At 44.0% G+C, this 17,475-nt stretch carries 22 protein-coding genes; 3 read left to right on the forward strand and 19 right to left on the reverse strand.

Annotation, left to right across the window (positions count from 1 at the left end):
- The first annotated feature begins 21 nt into the window (after positions 1–21).
- Positions 22–657 (forward strand): 16S rRNA (guanine(527)-N(7))-methyltransferase RsmG, encoded by a 636-nt coding sequence (gene rsmG / locus GTQ38_RS18785; protein WP_161437099.1) that lies wholly within the window; start codon positions 22–24, stop codon positions 655–657.
- 10 nt (positions 658–667) lie between these two features.
- On the opposite strand, the gene GTQ38_RS18790 is transcribed toward rsmG, so the two are convergent.
- From GTQ38_RS18790 to GTQ38_RS18840, 11 genes are all read right to left on the reverse strand, one after another.
- Entirely contained in the window at positions 668–1,057 is a 390-nt protein-coding gene (locus GTQ38_RS18790) for a hypothetical protein (RefSeq protein ID WP_161437100.1), read from the reverse strand.
- 74 nt (positions 1,058–1,131) lie between these two features.
- Positions 1,132–1,644 carry a GNAT family N-acetyltransferase gene (locus GTQ38_RS18795; RefSeq protein ID WP_161437101.1) on the reverse strand — a complete coding sequence of 171 codons (513 nt, stop codon included), beginning with the start codon at positions 1,642–1,644 and terminating at the stop codon, positions 1,132–1,134.
- A gap of 52 nt (positions 1,645–1,696) precedes the next feature.
- The gene (locus GTQ38_RS18800; RefSeq protein WP_161437102.1) at positions 1,697–2,065 is read right to left on the reverse strand and encodes a nuclear transport factor 2 family protein; all 369 of its coding nucleotides are present in this window, start codon (positions 2,063–2,065) and stop codon (positions 1,697–1,699) included.
- Between the two features lie 101 nt (positions 2,066–2,166).
- Positions 2,167–2,820 (reverse strand): HEAT repeat domain-containing protein, encoded by a 654-nt coding sequence (locus GTQ38_RS18805; protein WP_161437103.1) that lies wholly within the window; start codon positions 2,818–2,820, stop codon positions 2,167–2,169.
- A 171-nt stretch (positions 2,821–2,991) separates the two neighbouring features.
- Positions 2,992–3,588: a hypothetical protein gene (locus GTQ38_RS18810; RefSeq protein WP_161437104.1), complete on the reverse strand. Its 597-nt coding sequence runs from the start codon at positions 3,586–3,588 to the stop codon at positions 2,992–2,994.
- 131 nt (positions 3,589–3,719) lie between these two features.
- Positions 3,720–4,184, reverse strand: coding sequence for an SRPBCC family protein (locus tag GTQ38_RS18815; RefSeq protein ID WP_161437105.1), 465 nt, complete (start codon positions 4,182–4,184; stop codon positions 3,720–3,722).
- On the reverse strand, positions 4,177–4,524 hold the full coding sequence (locus tag GTQ38_RS18820) for an ArsR/SmtB family transcription factor (RefSeq protein WP_161437106.1): 348 nt from the start codon (positions 4,522–4,524) through the stop codon (positions 4,177–4,179). Before GTQ38_RS18820 ends, GTQ38_RS18815 begins: the two co-directional genes overlap by 8 nt.
- A 126-nt stretch (positions 4,525–4,650) precedes the next feature.
- A complete protein-coding gene (locus GTQ38_RS18825) occupies positions 4,651–5,457 on the reverse strand; it encodes a sialate O-acetylesterase (RefSeq protein WP_161437107.1) in 807 nt (268 codons plus the stop codon).
- 237 nt (positions 5,458–5,694) lie between these two features.
- The gene (locus GTQ38_RS18830; protein WP_161437108.1) at positions 5,695–6,825 is read right to left on the reverse strand and encodes a hypothetical protein; all 1,131 of its coding nucleotides are present in this window, start codon (positions 6,823–6,825) and stop codon (positions 5,695–5,697) included.
- 291 nt (positions 6,826–7,116) lie between these two features.
- Positions 7,117–7,821: a hypothetical protein gene (locus GTQ38_RS18835; protein ID WP_161437109.1), complete on the reverse strand. Its 705-nt coding sequence runs from the start codon at positions 7,819–7,821 to the stop codon at positions 7,117–7,119.
- A 10-nt stretch (positions 7,822–7,831) separates the two neighbouring features.
- Complete coding sequence (locus tag GTQ38_RS18840; protein WP_161437110.1) at positions 7,832–8,233, reverse strand: ACT domain-containing protein; 402 nt, start codon at positions 8,231–8,233, stop codon at positions 7,832–7,834.
- A 308-nt stretch (positions 8,234–8,541) separates the two neighbouring features.
- On the opposite strand from GTQ38_RS18840, the gene GTQ38_RS18845 reads away from it, so the two are divergent.
- Together GTQ38_RS18845 and GTQ38_RS18850 are read left to right on the forward strand one after the other, a co-directional pair.
- On the forward strand, positions 8,542–9,831 hold the full coding sequence (locus GTQ38_RS18845) for a DUF4198 domain-containing protein (protein WP_161437111.1): 1,290 nt from the start codon (positions 8,542–8,544) through the stop codon (positions 9,829–9,831).
- Positions 9,828–10,511 carry a HupE/UreJ family protein gene (locus GTQ38_RS18850; RefSeq protein ID WP_161437112.1) on the forward strand — a complete coding sequence of 228 codons (684 nt, stop codon included), beginning with the start codon at positions 9,828–9,830 and terminating at the stop codon, positions 10,509–10,511. The genes GTQ38_RS18845 and GTQ38_RS18850 overlap by 4 nt, the downstream gene beginning before the upstream one ends.
- A gap of 71 nt (positions 10,512–10,582) precedes the next feature.
- Here GTQ38_RS18850 and GTQ38_RS18855 read toward each other — a convergent pair whose 3' ends face one another.
- The 8 genes from GTQ38_RS18855 to GTQ38_RS18890 all read right to left on the reverse strand — a co-directional run bounded on the left by GTQ38_RS18855 (position 10,583) and on the right by GTQ38_RS18890 (position 17,407).
- Positions 10,583–12,175: a serine hydrolase gene (locus GTQ38_RS18855; protein ID WP_161437113.1), complete on the reverse strand. Its 1,593-nt coding sequence runs from the start codon at positions 12,173–12,175 to the stop codon at positions 10,583–10,585.
- Between the two features lie 359 nt (positions 12,176–12,534).
- Positions 12,535–12,885: a GIY-YIG nuclease family protein gene (locus GTQ38_RS18860; protein ID WP_161437114.1), complete on the reverse strand. Its 351-nt coding sequence runs from the start codon at positions 12,883–12,885 to the stop codon at positions 12,535–12,537.
- A gap of 16 nt (positions 12,886–12,901) precedes the next feature.
- Complete coding sequence (locus GTQ38_RS18865) at positions 12,902–13,432, reverse strand: DUF4442 domain-containing protein (protein WP_161437115.1); 531 nt, start codon at positions 13,430–13,432, stop codon at positions 12,902–12,904.
- Positions 13,433–13,514: 82 nt separating this feature from the next.
- The gene (locus GTQ38_RS18870; RefSeq protein WP_317169091.1) at positions 13,515–14,069 is read right to left on the reverse strand and encodes a dihydrofolate reductase family protein; all 555 of its coding nucleotides are present in this window, start codon (positions 14,067–14,069) and stop codon (positions 13,515–13,517) included.
- A 44-nt stretch (positions 14,070–14,113) separates the two neighbouring features.
- Positions 14,114–14,947 (reverse strand): class I SAM-dependent methyltransferase, encoded by an 834-nt coding sequence (locus GTQ38_RS18875; protein ID WP_161437116.1) that lies wholly within the window; start codon positions 14,945–14,947, stop codon positions 14,114–14,116.
- 102 nt (positions 14,948–15,049) lie between these two features.
- Entirely contained in the window at positions 15,050–15,787 is a 738-nt protein-coding gene (locus tag GTQ38_RS18880) for a hypothetical protein (protein ID WP_161437117.1), read from the reverse strand.
- Between the two features lie 151 nt (positions 15,788–15,938).
- Positions 15,939–16,679, reverse strand: a complete 741-nt coding sequence (locus GTQ38_RS18885; RefSeq protein ID WP_161437118.1) for a CPBP family intramembrane glutamic endopeptidase — start codon at positions 16,677–16,679, stop codon at positions 15,939–15,941.
- 272 nt (positions 16,680–16,951) lie between these two features.
- Positions 16,952–17,407, reverse strand: a complete 456-nt coding sequence (locus GTQ38_RS18890) for a hypothetical protein (protein ID WP_161437119.1) — start codon at positions 17,405–17,407, stop codon at positions 16,952–16,954.
- Positions 17,408–17,475 lie beyond the last annotated feature (68 nt).

Consider the following 17,475-nt stretch of genomic DNA (forward strand, 5'->3'; position numbering starts at 1 on the left):
GCGAAAAGCACAAAGGTACGTATGACGGCTGAATTAGTCCTTAAATATTTTCCCAAATTATCAGCAGAACAAAAATCGCAGTTTTTCGCTCTGGAAGCCCTTTACCAGGATTGGAATACGAAGATCAATGTAGTTTCACGCAAGGATATTGATGAACTCTACCTGCGCCATGTGCTGCACTCCTGCGGGATCGCTAAAATTCAAGCATTTAAGGCCGGTGCTGAGATATTGGACGTTGGTACGGGAGGAGGGTTCCCGGGAATTCCTCTGGCGATCTTGTTCCCTGAGGCCCATTTTACACTTGTAGATTCCATCGAGAAAAAAATAAAAGTGGTCCAGGAAGTCGTTTCCGGACTGGGACTTTCTAACGTTACCGTAATAAATGGCAGGGTAGAGGAGATGGACGGCAGTTTTGATTTTATTGTCAGCCGTGCGGTAGCGGCTATGCCAACCTTTGTCCGATGGGTTCGGGGGCGTATTAAAAAGGAGTCTGTACACGAACGCAGGAACGGGATATTATACCTGAAAGGAGGTGATCTCAGCAAGGAATTAAAGGATTACCGAAATGCCGAGATCTTTGAATTATCAGATTATTTCGAGGAAGCGTTTTTCGAGACCAAAAAAGTGGTTTATCTGCCTCTGAAATACCGCCCGTAACCCGATAACCCTAGTCCGGCCGAATACAGGCAAAATCAATAAGGCATACAAAGCCAGGAGCCCTCCAGATAACGCATTCCTCTTCTATTTCCTCAGCGTCGATCTGCTGGCCCAGGGAACCGAGGAAGGATCCTTCGCAATCATATACCGGAATAACCTTGTTGATTGTGGGGTTACAATCCCAGTATAGGAATACGGTTTGGCCCCGGTAGGTAGCCTCTGTAATATAACAGTAGACCAGGTCCTCGGAATCTTCCTCTAACCTGTTCTCAATCTCTGTGCGCAACCAGGGTAGGTCCGTAAGCGGTGAGACCACTCCACAGACAACAGTATTATCGTCGTCATCCGAACATGCCAAAAGGAGAAATAACAAAATTACTGGAAGGTAAATCAGTTTCATAGCCAGGTGTTTTGTAAAAAGACGCAAATTGTCTTAAAAGTTGCGGCCAGGCAGTGTATTTCGGAGGTTTTTGTTTAATCCGTATCGGAAGGCAGTGACATTTCCATAACATAGTCGTCCATAAAATAACCATTGCCGATATCCTGTTTTATCTCCTGTGTCTTTACAAATCCTTTCTTTTCGTACCACGCAATGGTATTTTTATTATGTCTGTTTACGGTAAGCCAGATGGCGGAGAATTGCCTGTGAGTAGCCAGATTTTGAGTGAATGAAAGCAATTGCCCACCATATCCTCCTCCCCGGGCAGACTTATCCAGATAGATCTTGCTTATCATCAACTTACCCTTGGGGTGGTCCGGGATTAAGCCTAAATAGCCCAGTTCTTTCCCGTGATCTCTTAGTAGGAAGTATTCGTAACCGGAATTGATCTGTTCCTTTATTGCGGGTTCGCTTTGAAATTTCTCCAGCATATAGTCTACCTGTTGCTGACCGATAATAGGCACATAATGGTCGTTCCAGATCTTTGAAGCCAGCTCCACAGTCCTACTAATTTCACCCTGGTCAATTACTTTAACAATTTCACCCATGGAAGGAAAGTTAACTACTTATGCCTGAATTTAAAAAGTATCAGTCAGCTTTTCAGGATTCACCAGGTGTTGTAAGTTTTCGCTCTTCGCTGATCTCTCCTTCAATATTGTAGTAAGCCACTATCTCGTCAATCATCCTGTCTTTACAATAATGCCATTCACTCACCTCCAGCCTGAAATCGCCCTGGATCGCCGTGTATCGCACACAGGAGGAGTCGGACCGGTAAATAGCATCCCTGATCTCAAACCGATGACCCAGAAATTTATCCTTGTTGGCATCTACCAGGCTAATGTAAGCCTCTTTGCCTTCTATAGTCCCATAAGGGCTGGTATGTCTGAAGTTGTTGGAAATGGGCAGGTTCAGAAAATCCCCGCTCTCCCATTTATCGAACCACATTTTGGTTAATTCCTCCGAATTCATATCACCTGGTGCATTAAATTAGTTTCGAAAATTTGATGAGGTATGCCTCTTTCTAACTGTAATTTAAGCTTTATTTGACAATTGCAGACTTAACCTTGGCGCTATGAGTCCGGAAAATGTTTTTGGATTTTTCTCAGGACGGCCTCCACTCTTTGCCGTTTGGATTCTTTCTCAATGTCTGCTAAACGGGAATTCAGGCTTTTGACAAAAATGGATTTGTTCGCTGCGGTAATAACCGTAAAGGCCCTTTCTGCATACATAGGTAGTTGATTCACCGGGCTTTTTAGGATCTGTTCGTTTAGCAGGTCGAAGCAGTTGTCCGCATAGGCTTCATAGGTACATAGCCTGATCAGGGTATTTACTGCATTATCTTTTGTGATCACTGAACCCAGCTCCGCGGCGGCGAGAATTTCTGGAAGGGCCGCATAGACCCATTCCGGGCGTTCAGAGCTAATCGTAAAGATGGCGGTCATGGCACCCCATTGCAGGCGGTTGTTTTTGCTCTTCAACAAGGGGAGGAGATCCGGAGCGTAATTCGCGATCAACTTAGGGTTTCGCTCGCCTATCTCATAGATAACTTTAATACAATCGTTTTGTATGGCTTTGCTTTTATCTGAGAGGTGCGCTACGAGTTCCTTAACGGCCTTGTGGTCATTTTCACCGGCTATTCGTGCGGCTAGTTCCTCATTCGGGCCCTGATCCCTGCTGTTTTGGGAAGAGGAAAGCAGTTCTATCACAGATGTTGGTTCTTCCATCTCTCAGGTTTGTGTATACTTTTAGTGAAAAATCCTGCCAGAGATCCCGGGAGGGTAAATTCCTTTAGCTTATCCATAATATGGATTGTTTTTTCAAAATTATGGAGGACGACTGACAACCCTGTGTCAACAGCATTAAAAGAGCAGGAGAAGATCAAATAAGAAGAACTTTTAGCCCAAAAGGCGATAATGAAAGCGCTGACCACCTTCCAGCCAGACTATTTCCAGGTAAACCGCTCCATTTTCCTCCAGTTTGCCTATGGTGATCCTGTGCTGGCTCAGAGTGTTTCGCTCCTTGGTCTCCGCCTGCCACTGATAGCCATGCCAGGCACTCTGAAAAAGATTGGATTTACTTTCTACAGAAATCTTCTCTACAGACTTCAGATGCTGGTCTTTTATAAGGGCGACATGTGTTTTAAGGTTGATGGAAATGGTAGGGCAGAAGGTATTCTCCAGCGCCTTTATGGTTACAGAAGAATCCGTGTAGGTTGTAGAGAGTTTTAAGGTGGCCGCAGGCTCCAATTCTACTGAAATGAATTCTCCTGTTTCCCTGAAATCCAGGGGTAATTCCCGCTGCATGCCATTTTCATCGGGAACTCTTGGAGTCTGGCTCTCCTGGTATTTGGTAACGGTTTTCATCAGCTTGAATGCCCGATCTCCCGGGCTTAAGAGCTGGTGCAGACCATCCAGGTCCGTAACGGGCTCCTGGCCGGCCACCGCCTGCAGTCCGAGCAGAAAGATCAGCAGTATTAACTGTAGATGCCTCATATTTCGCCAGTGATCACTTCATTCTGTTTGATGAAGTGAGTAATCAGTTTGCAGAATAAAATTATGGAAAATTCTCAGGCAGACAAGACCTTTAACATTGCTTACCTGGCAGCTATGCGCTGTGTCAGAACCTAATTTGCCCTATTTTCAACAAATTCTGAAAGGTTGTCAAATACAGAAGCCCAACCGTTGTAAAAGCCCATTTGCTCCTGTTGTTTGCAATATGCTTCAGTTTCGTGAACACAGTCAAAGGTGAAAAGGGTATTATCACCCGCTGCTTCGAATTGAATATGCAATTCCACCCCTTCGGTCATAGGTTTGAAATCGGCAGTTGTGACTATCTTTTCCATTTCAACGATCTCCAGGTACTGCCCTTCAGAAATAAATTCATCTCCATTAGGCATGGTCATGGCGTATTTCCATTGACCACCCGCCCTGAAATCGTGTTCTATGACCCGGGTTTTCATACCTTTAGGACCCCACCAACTGGCAATATGTTCGGCTTGCGTCCAGGCTTCCCAAACCAGTTTCAAGGGGGCTTTAAAGGTTCTTTTTAAGGTTAGCGTTCGGTTGCTCAGGTCGTCTGATTTATTCATCTTTTCGATTTTTAGGCTGCTGTCGCATGCCGGTTTGTAATTGGTCTAAATAGTTTTCGAAGGAATCCAGTTTGTCCTCCCAAAGATTCTGGTACTGTTGTATCCACAGAAAGGCGGGGATGAGGTTTCTGGGTTGAATTTCGCAATACCGCTCCCTACCTTGTTGATCAATGCTGATTATCCCGCATTCGTTCAGTATTTTGAGATGTTTGGAAATGGCTGGTCTGCTGACGTCAAATTGCTCTGCTACGGCACTGACCGTAAGACGTTGCTCGGCGAGTAGCCGGATAATGTCCCTTCTTACCGGATCTGCAATCGCCTGGAAAACGTCTCTTCTCATTTAGGTAACCATTTGGTTACAAAAATATATGTAATCATTCGGTTACGCAAATATTTTTGTGGAATTCTTTTAGAAATGTTTCAAAGGGTTCCCCAGTGGCCGAAGTAAGAAGATGCAAGCCGGAGGCTATTTCCCGGTAATGGCTTTAAACTGATTGAAATACCTTCGCCCGAGTTCGCGTTGCCCTTTGGCATCGAAATGCACCTCGTCGTGAAAATTGTTTGTTTTTTCTATCAGGAAAGGATATTCAGGATCTACGTACCCAACATTGCCAAGGCGTTCCGGGGTTTCCGAAATGATTTCCTGAATTTTCTGGCGGGCTTCTTCCTGTTCTACCCAAAATGGTACCATCCCCCCCAGAATGAAGGGAACGTTTTCCTGGCCGATATCCTGCCTGAAATTTTGTATAAAATCGTCCAGGTGTACCTGATAACTGCCATTTCCTATGTCGCGCTCTCCCTGGTGCCATAGTATGGCTTTTAGCTCGCTGTTCTTGTATTCGTGTAAAACCAGTTTTACCCTGGCTATAGCGTCCTGATACAGCTCATCTCCCTTATTCCATTTCCTGTCCGTAAAGCCGGTCCCTCCATGGCCACAAGGTATGATCAGAATGTCACTTCCATCCTTGAGATGGTCGAATAGGAGTTTTGCGAACGTCATGGCAAATCCTACTTTTCCCTTGGCTTTTGAGTGATGTTGCAAGGGTTCTTGCGCTTTTATTACCCTCAAGTTGTCTGAGCCGAATCTGCCCAGCTGTTTGATCTGTTCGTGACTGTGGTCGAATTTTGAATCTAAACCGACACCTGAGTAGGTGTTGGACTGCCCTGCGATAAGGATAACGTTATACGGCTTTTCGTAGTCAACCTCCACAGCCTCCTTCTGACAGCCATACAGCCAGTGAATAAGCAGAATATAGGGCAATAATCGCTTCATTTTCGTTATAGTAGGGCCCGGAAGGAGTTAACCTTTAAATCTATAAAAAAACTGGCTATTAAGCAATCAAAATTGGACGATAACCGGATTTGATCGACGTCTTACAGACCGAAAAATCGGGCCATATAAAAATCTTTGGCTTTGGTAGCCATTTTAGCTGAAGAAATGCGGAATTTGAATAGCGTATCCAGCCCTGATTATGAATTAGGGACCGGATATTGGATCAAAAAGAGCTGCCTAATAATAAGAGATGCCTAAACTTACGTGGTCATGCTTGTTTTTTGGACCGACAAACACGCTGTCTTTGGCAAAATTGAGGCACAATACGGAGTCTTTATGCACTTCTGAGGAAGACCAGTAGTTTATGCCGGGAAATGCTCCAAATCCATTCTCATAGATATTTTGTTGGACTATCTTGAGCTCTTCAATGGAAGGCATATACCAGTCCGGGTTTACAGAATGCCCATATCTACTAATAAAATACATATGGGAGAGTGTTGTTCCGTTGATCTCCATAGCCTTTTCTGAATTGGGCTTGCCGTCCCCAATTTCCAGACCAGTGGCACCGGTAACCTCATTGGGTCCCCATGAGGTTATAAAAGTTATATCGTAAGAACCGTTTTCATAAGTGGTACGTGATACGAAGCCATGCAAACCGGTTTCATCCACATAGGCTACGATACCACCTATATGTTCCTGTCCGAGTACATATTGCGAAACAAAGGAGATGTCTTCACTTACTGTGGTTCCTGCGGAGTTTTCTGCCACCACCCGGAAATGATAAGTGGTATTCGGAATGAGTCCTTCTAAAGGTACCTCAATTGCCTCACTTTCTCCAATATCGGAGACTTCCCCTATCCTTCCAAATTCATATGCGGTGGTGGTCCCGTATTCAAAATACACATCGGTAGAGATCTTGTTGGAGAGCACCCTTGCCCTTATGGTAGCCAGAGGTGGACAATTTTTCAGGACAGAAGGATTAATTATGGTAGGTTGAGCCCCCTGGGTTTTAAGGCTCTGCGTCTGGCTATAGGCTATTCCTTCTTCGTTAACCGCATAGGCTCGAACAAAATACTCTGTAGCACCGGTTAGTGGAGCTATGGATTCAGTAAACTCCCCTAACCAGGTGTTTTGGTTAACCGTGGAGTTATCCGATACCGTTGGCGGATTTGTGGTACTCCAGCAGATACCGTATTCGTTCACCGGTGAGGAGCCTGAAAAGGTGATATTGGCACTAACCTGGGCAGTAGCAGCGGTAACCTCTGCTATTCCCGAAATGATTACCTCAGGTACTTCTCCATCATCGTCCTGGCAGCCAATCAAACATAAGAATATCAGTAGAAGCGAAAGAGTCTTGGTAAGTTTCATAGCCATTTCCTTGTAAGCAGAATCGCAGTTTGTTTATTTGTTCAGGGAACTTCTGGTATTTGTTTTGGGCAGTTCAAATGTAAGTATTTTCCTGTCCCTTCACAAGAAGAACGCTTAGACATCTGCTTTGTTGCTAAGCCCGTATTATTTAACTTTTAAGGCTACTGCTTTGATTATATCACCCTCTGAAGTTACACCATTCCCTGGAGGCAATTGCGGGCCAGGCTTTTTGGCAAGTCAGGTTCGCTCCAGGTTGGATTCAGATAGGATTTTCATGAACATTTATTGATCTCAGGAATCCTGTGATCTCATGATCGCTTTAAAGATCCAAAGACCTATGGCAATGCGGACCAAAGGTTGTAAGTAAGGATAGATATAGGTGTAAGAGAAGTTAACCGGAGGGTTCAAAAAACTCAACCCTAAATAATATCGCCCAAAAGACGAAAGGCTCAGGAGTCCGATGAAAACCAGTGCCCAACCGATCCATTTGCCAAAACCTTCTTCCCTTATAAAGGCGAGGCCAAAAAAGAGACTTCCGAGTCCGAATCCATAGATAACCAAAAAGTATTTGCTGTCAGAAATCCCATTCGCAGCCTGGATCAGGGTTTCATAGGCCGTTTTATCTGCCTCTCCCGCCGCTGCCATGTAGCCCGGGCGCCATATCTGGTTCAGGGCATCGATCAGTAAGGCCTGCTGAGACATTTCGGTCAGTGCCCAGATCAACAAAAAAAGGGTTCCCAAGATGATCTGCCAGGGGTATTTTTTCAACAAAAGGAAGGCCACACCCAGGCTGGCGATCAGATTAAGCTGTGGGTGAAGGAACAGTATCCACAGTTTGGTGAGATACAGACTGTTTTCAAATAGCATTACCCTGCTTTCAAAATCAGGAGCTTCAGGATTCGGAAGGAAAATGAGCAATGCCGTGGTTAAGGCCCCTGCAAATGAGCAAATTGCCGCGATTTTCAAAAACAAACGACCGTTTTTTGATTTGTACATAAACTTCGGTCTAATGGTAATTTTTAGAAAGGTTTGTCAACACTCGCATAGCTTTTTCCGCCTCCTTTTTATTCACAAATATGTGGTCGTGATAATAGCCCGCGATCACATTGCAACTAATACCGTGTTTGGCCAGTTCGGCTGAGAAGACCGCGGTAAACCCAACAGCCTCAAGGGAAGAGTGGATCATAAGGGTGATCCAGGAAGCTACATATTCATAGCTATGGCCCATTTCCTCCGCCTTTTTTCTGCTTATCACCACAGTGTGCGCCTCCTTTTCCCTGAATTCGCATATGGTTTCATCTCTCGGAATACTGCTAATATCCCTTGTCGAAATAAAGACATATTCCCCGGGATTCAATTGTGGTGTCATTCCACTGATGAGTTCAGACAGACTTGTTTCAGCGTTCATTTAGGAGGTATAGGTTGTTGTTAACCGGACAGGAACTTATTCGTTCCAGTGAGACCGGATTCGTCTTTAAATGTAGCAAAACTTACCCAAATGTCGGGCTTTCATCAGGGATAAGATAGTATTGCAAGCAGGTAGAAGATGTACGATAAAGCATCGGAACTTTGGAGTACGCTACGGATTTTCGATGAACTGCGATCTATTCCCGCTCTGATCCGTGAGATCTTTCTGCCGGGATGTATATTTTGATTACATTTGGGATTCCTGAATTGCCAGAAGAAACAACCGAGCCAGTAACTTAAAGCGTTTCTATGAAAAAAATTGGCATTGCCCTCTTTGCATTCCTACTCTTCTCCAGCCACGATATGTTCCTGAAATTGGACGATTATGTGCTTCCCGCGAACACCTCCGCATCTATTCGATTGTTCAATGGTACTTTCCAAAAAAGCGAAAATACTATAGACCGCAACCGCATGCTGGATGTAAGCCTTTTGGGGGAAGACAAACGATTTGTCCTGGATTCTACTCAGTGGAGGGAATCGGATAACGAAACTATACTCGATTTTAAAACAGGAGCTGAAGGTACCTGGATTGCCGGGGTATCAACCTTAGCCCGGAATATTGAGATGAACGCCGCTGATTTCAACAAGTACCTGGAACACGATGGCGTACTGGACATGCTGGAGTGGCGCAAAAACAATAATGCGCTGGATAAAGATGCTGTGGAAAAGTACTCCAAACACGTCAAAACAATTTTCCAGGTAGGGGATAAGAAAACGGACGACTGGAAGACTGCTCTGGATTACCCAATTGAATTTATTCCTTTAAGTAATCCCTACGAGATCCATGCGGGACATGAGATGCAGGTGAAACTGTTATGGCAGGGAAAGCCCCTGGCAGATCAATTGGTGTACGTGGGGTTGGATGAAGCTCAGGGTCATAGCCACGATACTGCGGAAGCAGACGGAACTGAGAAGCCGGAAGAAGCGCACAGTCATGATACCGGATCGGACGCGGCAACATCGGAGCAGGGCCATAGCCACAGTCATTCAGCAGATCATGAGCACAGTCATTCAGCAGATCATGAGCACAGTGACAAGGCAGACCACAAGCATACCCATGATCACGATAAGAATAGCGAACACAAACACAGTCATGAACACGGTCATGAGCACGACAAAGACGATGCTAAAAAACATAGTCACAAGCACGGTCATGATCACGGTGAAACTTCAGACCATACACACTCCCACGATCAGGAAGCGGAACCAGTTGAAGAAGAACACAGTCATGAGGCTGTAACTCAATTACGCACTGATGCCGCAGGTGTGATCAACGTAAAACTCACTTCGGATGGGGTTTGGTATCTGCGTACCATACATCTGGTACATTCCAAAGAGGAGGGCCTGACTCATGAATCAAACTGGGCTACCCTGACATTTGCTGTAGGGCAGGGAGATCACAGTCACGCAGAGGGTGAAGATCACCATCACGAGCATGATGAAGAACACAGCCATGAAATCCCGTCCTATGTTTACTGGATAGCCAGTCTGCTAGTATTTGGAGGCCTGTTTCTTTGGTTTAACCGTAAAGCCAAATGAAAAGATCGTTATTTAAACCTTCCGTAGTAATCGTATTACTGCTATGCCCTTTGGTACTCCTTGCCCACGGAGTCTCTTCTTCGGACCAGGAAATGCTGAGTAACGGAGGACTTCTGACCTACATCTATGTAGGCGCCAAGCACATGGTCACTGGTTATGATCACCTGCTTTTCCTGGCCGGGGTGATCTTCTATCTGAGTGGGTTTAAGGATATCGTAAAGTTCATCACTGTATTTACCATCGGGCACAGTATTACCCTGATCAGTGCAACTTATTTGGGGATCAAAGCGGATGAACATCTGGTTGATGCGGTAATAGCCCTGAGTGTTTTGTACAAAGGTTTTGAGAATTTGGGTGGTTTCGAAAAATGGTTCAAAGTAAAATCACCTAATTTATTGTTGATGGTTTTCATATTTGGCCTTATTCACGGATTTGGCCTTTCCACCAGACTGCAATCCTTCGATATTGGGACAGATCAATTCCTGTTAAAGATCATCAGTTTTAATGTGGGTGTGGAAGTTGGGCAGATCCTGGCGTTGATCCCCATTGTTTTTATCATAACCAGATGGCAAAAGCTGAAAAGTTACCAGGCGTTTTACAAGGCTGCCAATTATTACCTGGTCATAGCGGGTATAGTGCTGTTCATCTATCAGATGTACGGCTATTTTCACGGTCATTAAGTTTGCTGATACCTCACGATTAAATTGACATGAAACTGCTCCACAATTAGCCTGGGAGTTTTTGTATTGTCCTACAGTCGCTCCAACTCTGTTTTGGCCTTGTCAAGTTTTCCGCCCATATTCCAGCCAATATCTACAATTTTTTGATAATAGGTCCTGGCGAGTTCCGGATTGTCATTTTTGTAGTAATCACCCAAAAAATCAAATGCCTCTATGGAATACCAGAAAGGCTGCAGATTTGGTGTTTCGGCTATAGTATTAAAATATTGGAATGCCTTTTCGGCCTGGTTCCTGTTCTGATAATAGTAACCCAGATAAACATTGGTGTAGGGGTCAAATTGGTTCTTTTCAAGCAAAAGGTTCCCGAGATCTACAAAAGCTTCGTCAAATTCATCATATCCTCCAAAATTGGCCAGTACCATTAAAAGCCTCATCAGGGATTGGTTTCCGTATTGCGCGTAATCCGGAAATTCGCGAAGTGCAATTTCAGTTAGCTCTTTACTTCTTTGGAGTTCCAAACTGTCTACCTGGCCCATAAAACTTGCAGCAATGGCATTCGCAAGTAATTCCTGCCTGTATAGCTTTCCGAGATCCGGGTTTGCCTGGATTTGTTCAATATCCAGGCTTTCCGGCTTGGTATAATCCATACTCTTATAAGTTTCAGGGAGTTCAAAAACGAAGTGTTTTAGAAAACTCAAGGCAAAACGCGAATAGCTCAGGTCGCCGTTGATCAGCCGTGGAGGGTCACTCATCAGGTTGTTATTAGCCAATAGTATAAGTGTAATATTGTCCTCCGGGACTTTCAGCAACAAGCTGGAAAAACAGTCTTCCTGCCCGTAGCCCCATTTGATTTCCTTAGCAGTGAAATTTTGTGTAAAAATTCCATACCCATAGGGAAAAGCCAAATCCGAATTGAATGGGGAGAACATCTGGTTCTTGCTTTCCCCGGATATTAGCTGGTCTGAATCGAGGGCGTTGTCAAAACGGGCCAGGTCTCGTAAGGTGGAGGCCAGTCCGCTAGCAGCGCTCAGGCCACTATCATAATGCCCGGCTTCTACCTCACCATAAAAATAATAGGGTTTGGCCAGCTGGTCTTCCCGTGCCGCAATAACGGTTTGATCTATCAGCGGGACGGTATTCTTTAAATTCAGCGGATCGATGATTTTAGAATTCATCAGTTCCACCAGGCTGGCCGAAGCCGATTTTTCGATAACACGGGTCAGCAAAAAGAATCGACTACTATAATTGAAAAAGCTACCCGGCTCGCCTTCCGAAGTATGGGATAACACATGCTTAATTTTAATGGAATCGGAAAGGGAAGAGCCTTCCAGGTAAAGGTTGATAGGTTCCTCAAGATCCAATTTTCCTTCCTCCACAAGTTGTTGCAATAGCACTGCGGAAAAGGTTTTGGTTATAGATGCAATGGGAAACATTGAGGTTGAATCCAGTGGCTGCTGGGTTTCCAGATCGGCATATCCGAAATAATTCTCATACAGCGTTTTTCCGTCTTTCTTTACCAGTATAGCTAAACCTGGAATGTGGAAGTATTCCTTTAACTGGAGCATATCTTCCTCAAAATCCCGGCTGACCGAAGTGCTATCTGATTTTTGGTTTGTGCAAGAGATAATAGAAATGGCGATCAGGGCGAAAATTAGTTTGTTCATGACTTGATAGTATCTTATCAATACCAAATATAAGCCCTGAGCAGAACTAATTCTAACCTTGATCAAAGGAATGACGGAACTCCAGCGGTGTCTTCCAAGGCTGAGCACAGCTGGTACCGGCATTATTGATCAGATAATCAAAGGCCCCGGCTTCCTTCTTTTACTAAAGTAATTTTATTTGTTTCCAGCTTTATGAATTTTTGTTTTAGCAAATTTCTGTGGAAAGTAAAGGACACTCCTAACCAAATCAACGGTTCTTGTAGTCAAAACCTGAGTGGTCACTAAAAACCGGGAAGAATACACCCTGAACCGGCAAGTACAACTAATTCTCAAGCGTTGGCATCAAATAATTTTTAAGGCTAATTGTACCAAACCGCGTAGCGCTTTCTTCGCAATTCCAGTGCCAGCGCTTTTTCCATTCTGAGTGCTTCGCTTCTGCTGTTTAGCGGTTTAATATGATTGTAGAGACTCGGCCTTAGGTAGGTGCCGTATTTCCGGACGATACCGGACGAAAGATTGTGGCCCTTTTTGTTTCTGTAAGCGGTTTTATGCTGCTCAAACCTTTCTTTTGGTGATTTACTCGTCATGCCGACATAAAGGCACTGCAAGACCCCATTAAATTGCGGGTTCGCTGCCCGAAACCGGTAATTTTCAGTAAATACCCGTTTGGAAAGTTCAACGACGTAGATGGTATATTGCACCCTGGGCATAAGCTATACTTCTTTTTTAACTGGTTTGGCGGGCTTTATTCATCTTTTGTTTGTAAAACGCCTTGTCTGCAATATAGATGGTCTTCTTTACTTCACAGTAGAGGCGTTTCCCTTCACTATCGGTCAGGCGGGTGGTTTTAACGATCTCGATCTCGTTCTCCCGTACTACCTTGTCTTTGATTTGCTGTAGTTCTTCGTCCGTATACCTAAAATCCGCGAACAGGCTCTCTTTTGCAGGTCTGCGGAAGGAGATCTCCGCGGATTTGTCCCATACTACGTAATCTTCACCGATCAGATTGATCAATTGTACCATGGGAATGGGGTCTACCGAGGAGAACATACTTCCCCCAAAAATGGAGTTGACATAATTTCTGTTTTTCCAGCTGATGGGCAATTTGACCCTTATGTGCATCAAATCCTTAGAAACCTGAACTATCCTTCCTGTACTTCTACGGTACATGGGAGAGTAATTAAAACCGTATTTGAAAAGTGTATTTCTGGCAAAAAACCTGGGGCCTATTTTGGCAATTTTTTTGTAAACGGACATTACTGCTTTGTATTTAATTTAAACTAAAACCATATCTGGTAGTAGGAAATGGTCTCCCGGCTACTGCCTGTTGTCCATTGGTTTATTCTTTTTTCAATTCGTAACACAATTCTACCATTCCATCTTTGTAAGCGGTTACATCCTTAAGATGCAACTCAACTTCTTTCCCAATAAAATCAAAGAAGGGCTTACCATCACCCAGGATAACGGGCATGACAGACAAGATGATTTCGTCTGCCAGATCCTGTTGAATAAAGGCTTTTGTAAGCATTGAACCTCCCACCATCCAGATGTTCTGAAATTTAGCGCCCAATGTATTTTTTATGAGCTCTTGCGGATTTCCCTGGTAGAATATTACTGTTTTTCGCTCTGCCTTCAGCTTTCTTTGGGTGAGCACATAGACCGGCACCTCTCCGTACGGCCATCCCAGTTCAAGGGCATGTTCATAGGTTTTTGAGCCCATGACGTAACAATCTATGGAGTTGATAAATTCCACTATTTTCTCCTCAGTGAGGGTTATACCTTTTTCGTAGTTGTCGGAAGATTTCATCCAGTCTATACTGTTGTCCTTTTTGGCAATAAAGCCATCCAGACTGGCAACCATATGAATTGTTACTTTGGTGGATGTTGCATTCACTTTCACTGCGATTTGTATTGGTTTACAGATGCCTGATCAGTAAGTTACTGTTGCTTTTTAGCAATGACGAAACAGCTACTGCCAAACCGGATCTTCTTAGACCTTTGTACCTGCCTTAGTTCCCATGCCCATATGCTATTGATTATCTTGCTTAGCAGCCCTTTGCTTTCCCTGTGTTCCTTTTTGTGCTTGTTGAGATCATCCGAATTCCGGTTTAAACCCAATTTACTGGGAATAGACCTGAATAGGAAAATCGGTAGAGGTAGTATGGAAAAAATGTAGGAGGAATAAACTATCTCGAAACCGCATTCCCGGCATAGTTCCCGGATTGCTTTTAAAGAGTACCGTCTGTAGTGTCCGGCGTCCTTGTCTTCATTGGACCATAGAATATTAAAAGCCGGAACAGTAAGATAGAGCAAACCCTCGTTTTTCAGGTAACTGTGAATGTTTTTTAGAAAACCAGCATCATCTTCTATGTGTTCTACCACGTCAAAAAGGCCTGCTGAGTCGATGCTCTCTTTCTGGAAGCCCGCGTTTCCAAGGGTAGAACAGAGTACTTTCTCAATACCCCGTGTTCTGGCATTGGCAGCACCGGAAGCGCCAGGTTCTACAAGTACAACATCGCATCCGTCATCCTGCAATCGTTTGGAGACAAAACCGTTTCCACCTCCTATGTCGAAAAATGGCCTTTCAGCACTGTACTTCTTAACACTCTTCGCAATGACATTGTTTCGGTGTTTAAACCAGAAACTATCCTCTTCAATCTGCATGAAGTTATCATTTCCCTCCTCCGGGTAAGAAATCGCTGAGCTCGTTGTGGAATAATAGATCCCGTTCTCGGCTTTTTTGATGTTAAGGGCCAGGTTTTCCAGGTTCATAGTGATCAGAATGAATTTGGTTTAGCCTCCCGGGACTGTTGCCCAAAAGTAGGAAAAACTTTCATGTCTGGCTATGGTTCAACAGGCTGCTTTGGCAATCGGTTAGCCCTTTAAAACGCTAAAACTGCTTCTGGACCTGGCCACAAAGGTATTTTGAAGAGAATCCGCCTTTTCCGGACTGATGGAGTTTTCATATTCATCCAGCGAAATACCGGTACTGTTTTTAAGCATTTCAATATAAAAAAGAATGATCTCGTGTTTCCGATCCTCACTCGCAAGGCCTACGAAACGCGACATCATAAACTGATCTTCCAATTGATATCCTTTTTCATTAAGAAATTTTCTGGTCTTAGCACCTTCGTTATTCGGATTTTCTTCTGCCAGTTTTGCACTGTCGTAAAACCAGGTATTATGGCGATATTTATTCACTCCAATGGTTTCTGCCTGGCTGAAGTTGTAATTATAGATGAAGTCGTTATCCGGCAAAAAGCCCTCGAATTGAAGAATGAAGAGTTTTTGCACTTTTTTACCCTCATCAGCAGATACAAAAACATAGCGATCTCCGGCCGCGACTGGCTTGCCTCGCAGATCTTCCGGGTATTCTTCGGAATTCGCAATGATTTCAAATTCAAAAGTGCCAACATAATCGAATTCTTCGGCTACTTTTATTTCCAGCTTAGGAAGCAGCTTTGAGATCAGGATGTTGTCTTTAACGTATCGTTCGGGAGTCGACTTTTGTGCCTCTTGATCGATCTCAGCTTTCGGGGCTTGTTTTCGGTTACCACATCCAGTAGCGAGAAAAACAAGGGCAAAAAGCCCGATAAATATATGCCTTTTCATAGTTTTTAATTTAAAGGTTCATGGAATGTAGAGTTCTACTTTTCATCCAGGAATCCTGGATCATTAGTAAAAACGGCCCTCGATTAATTCCTTTCCATTGGCATAAAATTAGAAAAACACAGGATCTCCGCATAAGCGTGTTTTTATGGGTCTAATCATTGAGGATTTCTTCTTCCTGAAAGATATCCCGGACTACAAGATCCTGAACGATGTGTAAAATGATCACTGGAATTACCGAATCAAAAAGAATGTAAAAAACCCCGAACAGCAATCCGAGAAAGGTAGATTTTATAGCGTCTTTGCCCAGATATATATGTCCCATTCCAAAAATAAGTGTGGTGATAAGCAGGATGTGAATTATGGATAGCGAAGGAAAAACAACAGCCAAAGCAAAGAAAAGATAACCCCTGTAAACGATTTCTTCCGTGATACCTGCAGAGATGGAAACCCTTGTCCAAAGCTGTTTTTCTTTTGGAGTAACCGGCAAAAGGAAACGGGTATCTTCGGGAATGGTTTTAGCCACTTTCTCCCGGTTTTTCTTGTCGTATTTGATCACGAAGAGCGAATACAACAAATAGATCAGATACAGCAGGAAAAACCCAATTAAAGGATAAACAATCCATTTGGAGACCGAAGTAGTATCGATTTGGATCCATTTCAGGCCTAGATCACCTGGGTTTACATTGCTTATGGGGATAAGTAACAATACTAAAATCACGGGTACCCAGGACCCCGCTATGGTCCGGTGGTAGAATCGTGCTTTTTCTTCATGGTTTCCTGCAGTAAGTTGCGACTTGAGCCGCTTCATTCCCCGATATCCGGAAATAGGAAAATAAACAGTTAGGATAAGGATCAGGAAAATAAAAACTATCGCAAAAAAGTCGACTTTCATGTCAACGTAGTTTATTACCGGTACCCCGGGTTCGTTCTCAACTGTATAAGGTACGATAATTTAAGTTGGCAGTCCTCCTTCGCAAAAGCATCGGAGGATAAATTCAGTTGGCAGTAGGCAGTTGGCGGTGAGCAGTTAATGTTGACGATGTCAGTTCGAGCGCAGTCGAGAACTAATATGGGAAGTTACTAATGAACACCCCTCCTTCGCTAAAGCATCGGAGGATAAATTCAGTGGGCAGTTGGCAGTTAGCAGTTGGTAGTTTGGAGCTTCTATTCAGACGATTTGCCTTTATTGCGGTAAAAAGCGTAGAAACTTAGAATGATCGCAGCCGATGAAACCAGGGTCATTACGGTACCTGGCACGAATTTGACGTATCCACCCAGATCCATGAACAGGAAGTAACCCAGATCCGCTAATCCGCCGACAATTGCAGCAAGGAAAATGGCGTGTTTGTTTCCCTTCCAAATGTAGAAGGCACTGATAAACGTAACTAAGCCGATCCAAAATAGATTAAAACCGTGTTGCCCGATAATGGCTCCTGAGGCCTTAGGGTAGTCTATCTGCAGGCTGCTCGGGTCTACTGCATCTGCGATACCTGCCACAGATGCTGAAATGTCGTCGGTTAGAATTCCTTTTACGGTCATTACCCCGGCTAGTATGTGGACGAGACCCCAAATGATCCATAAGATTGCTGAAAGTTTAAAAAGTAGTGCCAGCTTTTTCATAGGAATGGTTTAAGCGCTCAATTTCGGAATTGCATAAAAAGTGTGCATTAATCTAGATTAAGAAATCA

The sequence above is a fragment of the Poritiphilus flavus genome (assembly GCF_009901585.1).
Taxonomy (GTDB): domain Bacteria; phylum Bacteroidota; class Bacteroidia; order Flavobacteriales; family Flavobacteriaceae; genus Poritiphilus; species Poritiphilus flavus.

Excerpts from the sequence above, each read along its gene's own strand:
- GTQ38_RS18850 (WP_161437112.1), top strand. The coding sequence starts at position 9,828 with ATGAAAAGATCGTTATTTAAACCTTCCGTAGTAATCGTATTACTGCTA.
- GTQ38_RS18860 (WP_161437114.1), bottom strand. The coding sequence starts at position 12,885 with ATGCCCAGGGTGCAATATACCATCTACGTCGTTGAACTTTCCAAACGG.
- GTQ38_RS18835 (WP_161437109.1), bottom strand. The coding sequence starts at position 7,821 with ATGTACAAATCAAAAAACGGTCGTTTGTTTTTGAAAATCGCGGCAATT.
- GTQ38_RS18845 (WP_161437111.1), top strand. The coding sequence starts at position 8,542 with ATGAAAAAAATTGGCATTGCCCTCTTTGCATTCCTACTCTTCTCCAGC.
- GTQ38_RS18890 (WP_161437119.1), bottom strand. The coding sequence starts at position 17,407 with ATGAAAAAGCTGGCACTACTTTTTAAACTTTCAGCAATCTTATGGATC.
- GTQ38_RS18795 (WP_161437101.1), bottom strand. The coding sequence starts at position 1,644 with ATGGGTGAAATTGTTAAAGTAATTGACCAGGGTGAAATTAGTAGGACT.
- GTQ38_RS18825 (WP_161437107.1), bottom strand. The coding sequence starts at position 5,457 with ATGAAGCGATTATTGCCCTATATTCTGCTTATTCACTGGCTGTATGGC.
- GTQ38_RS18810 (WP_161437104.1), bottom strand. The coding sequence starts at position 3,588 with ATGAGGCATCTACAGTTAATACTGCTGATCTTTCTGCTCGGACTGCAG.
- GTQ38_RS18830 (WP_161437108.1), bottom strand. The coding sequence starts at position 6,825 with ATGAAACTTACCAAGACTCTTTCGCTTCTACTGATATTCTTATGTTTG.
- rsmG (WP_161437099.1), top strand. The coding sequence starts at position 22 with ATGACGGCTGAATTAGTCCTTAAATATTTTCCCAAATTATCAGCAGAA.
- GTQ38_RS18875 (WP_161437116.1), bottom strand. The coding sequence starts at position 14,947 with ATGAACCTGGAAAACCTGGCCCTTAACATCAAAAAAGCCGAGAACGGG.
- GTQ38_RS18855 (WP_161437113.1), bottom strand. The coding sequence starts at position 12,175 with ATGAACAAACTAATTTTCGCCCTGATCGCCATTTCTATTATCTCTTGC.
- GTQ38_RS18880 (WP_161437117.1), bottom strand. The coding sequence starts at position 15,787 with ATGAAAAGGCATATATTTATCGGGCTTTTTGCCCTTGTTTTTCTCGCT.
- GTQ38_RS18885 (WP_161437118.1), bottom strand. The coding sequence starts at position 16,679 with ATGAAAGTCGACTTTTTTGCGATAGTTTTTATTTTCCTGATCCTTATC.
- GTQ38_RS18840 (WP_161437110.1), bottom strand. The coding sequence starts at position 8,233 with ATGAACGCTGAAACAAGTCTGTCTGAACTCATCAGTGGAATGACACCA.
- GTQ38_RS18815 (WP_161437105.1), bottom strand. The coding sequence starts at position 4,184 with ATGAATAAATCAGACGACCTGAGCAACCGAACGCTAACCTTAAAAAGA.
- GTQ38_RS18865 (WP_161437115.1), bottom strand. The coding sequence starts at position 13,432 with ATGTCCGTTTACAAAAAAATTGCCAAAATAGGCCCCAGGTTTTTTGCC.
- GTQ38_RS18805 (WP_161437103.1), bottom strand. The coding sequence starts at position 2,820 with ATGGAAGAACCAACATCTGTGATAGAACTGCTTTCCTCTTCCCAAAAC.
- GTQ38_RS18820 (WP_161437106.1), bottom strand. The coding sequence starts at position 4,524 with ATGAGAAGAGACGTTTTCCAGGCGATTGCAGATCCGGTAAGAAGGGAC.
- GTQ38_RS18790 (WP_161437100.1), bottom strand. The coding sequence starts at position 1,057 with ATGAAACTGATTTACCTTCCAGTAATTTTGTTATTTCTCCTTTTGGCA.
- GTQ38_RS18800 (WP_161437102.1), bottom strand. The coding sequence starts at position 2,065 with ATGAATTCGGAGGAATTAACCAAAATGTGGTTCGATAAATGGGAGAGC.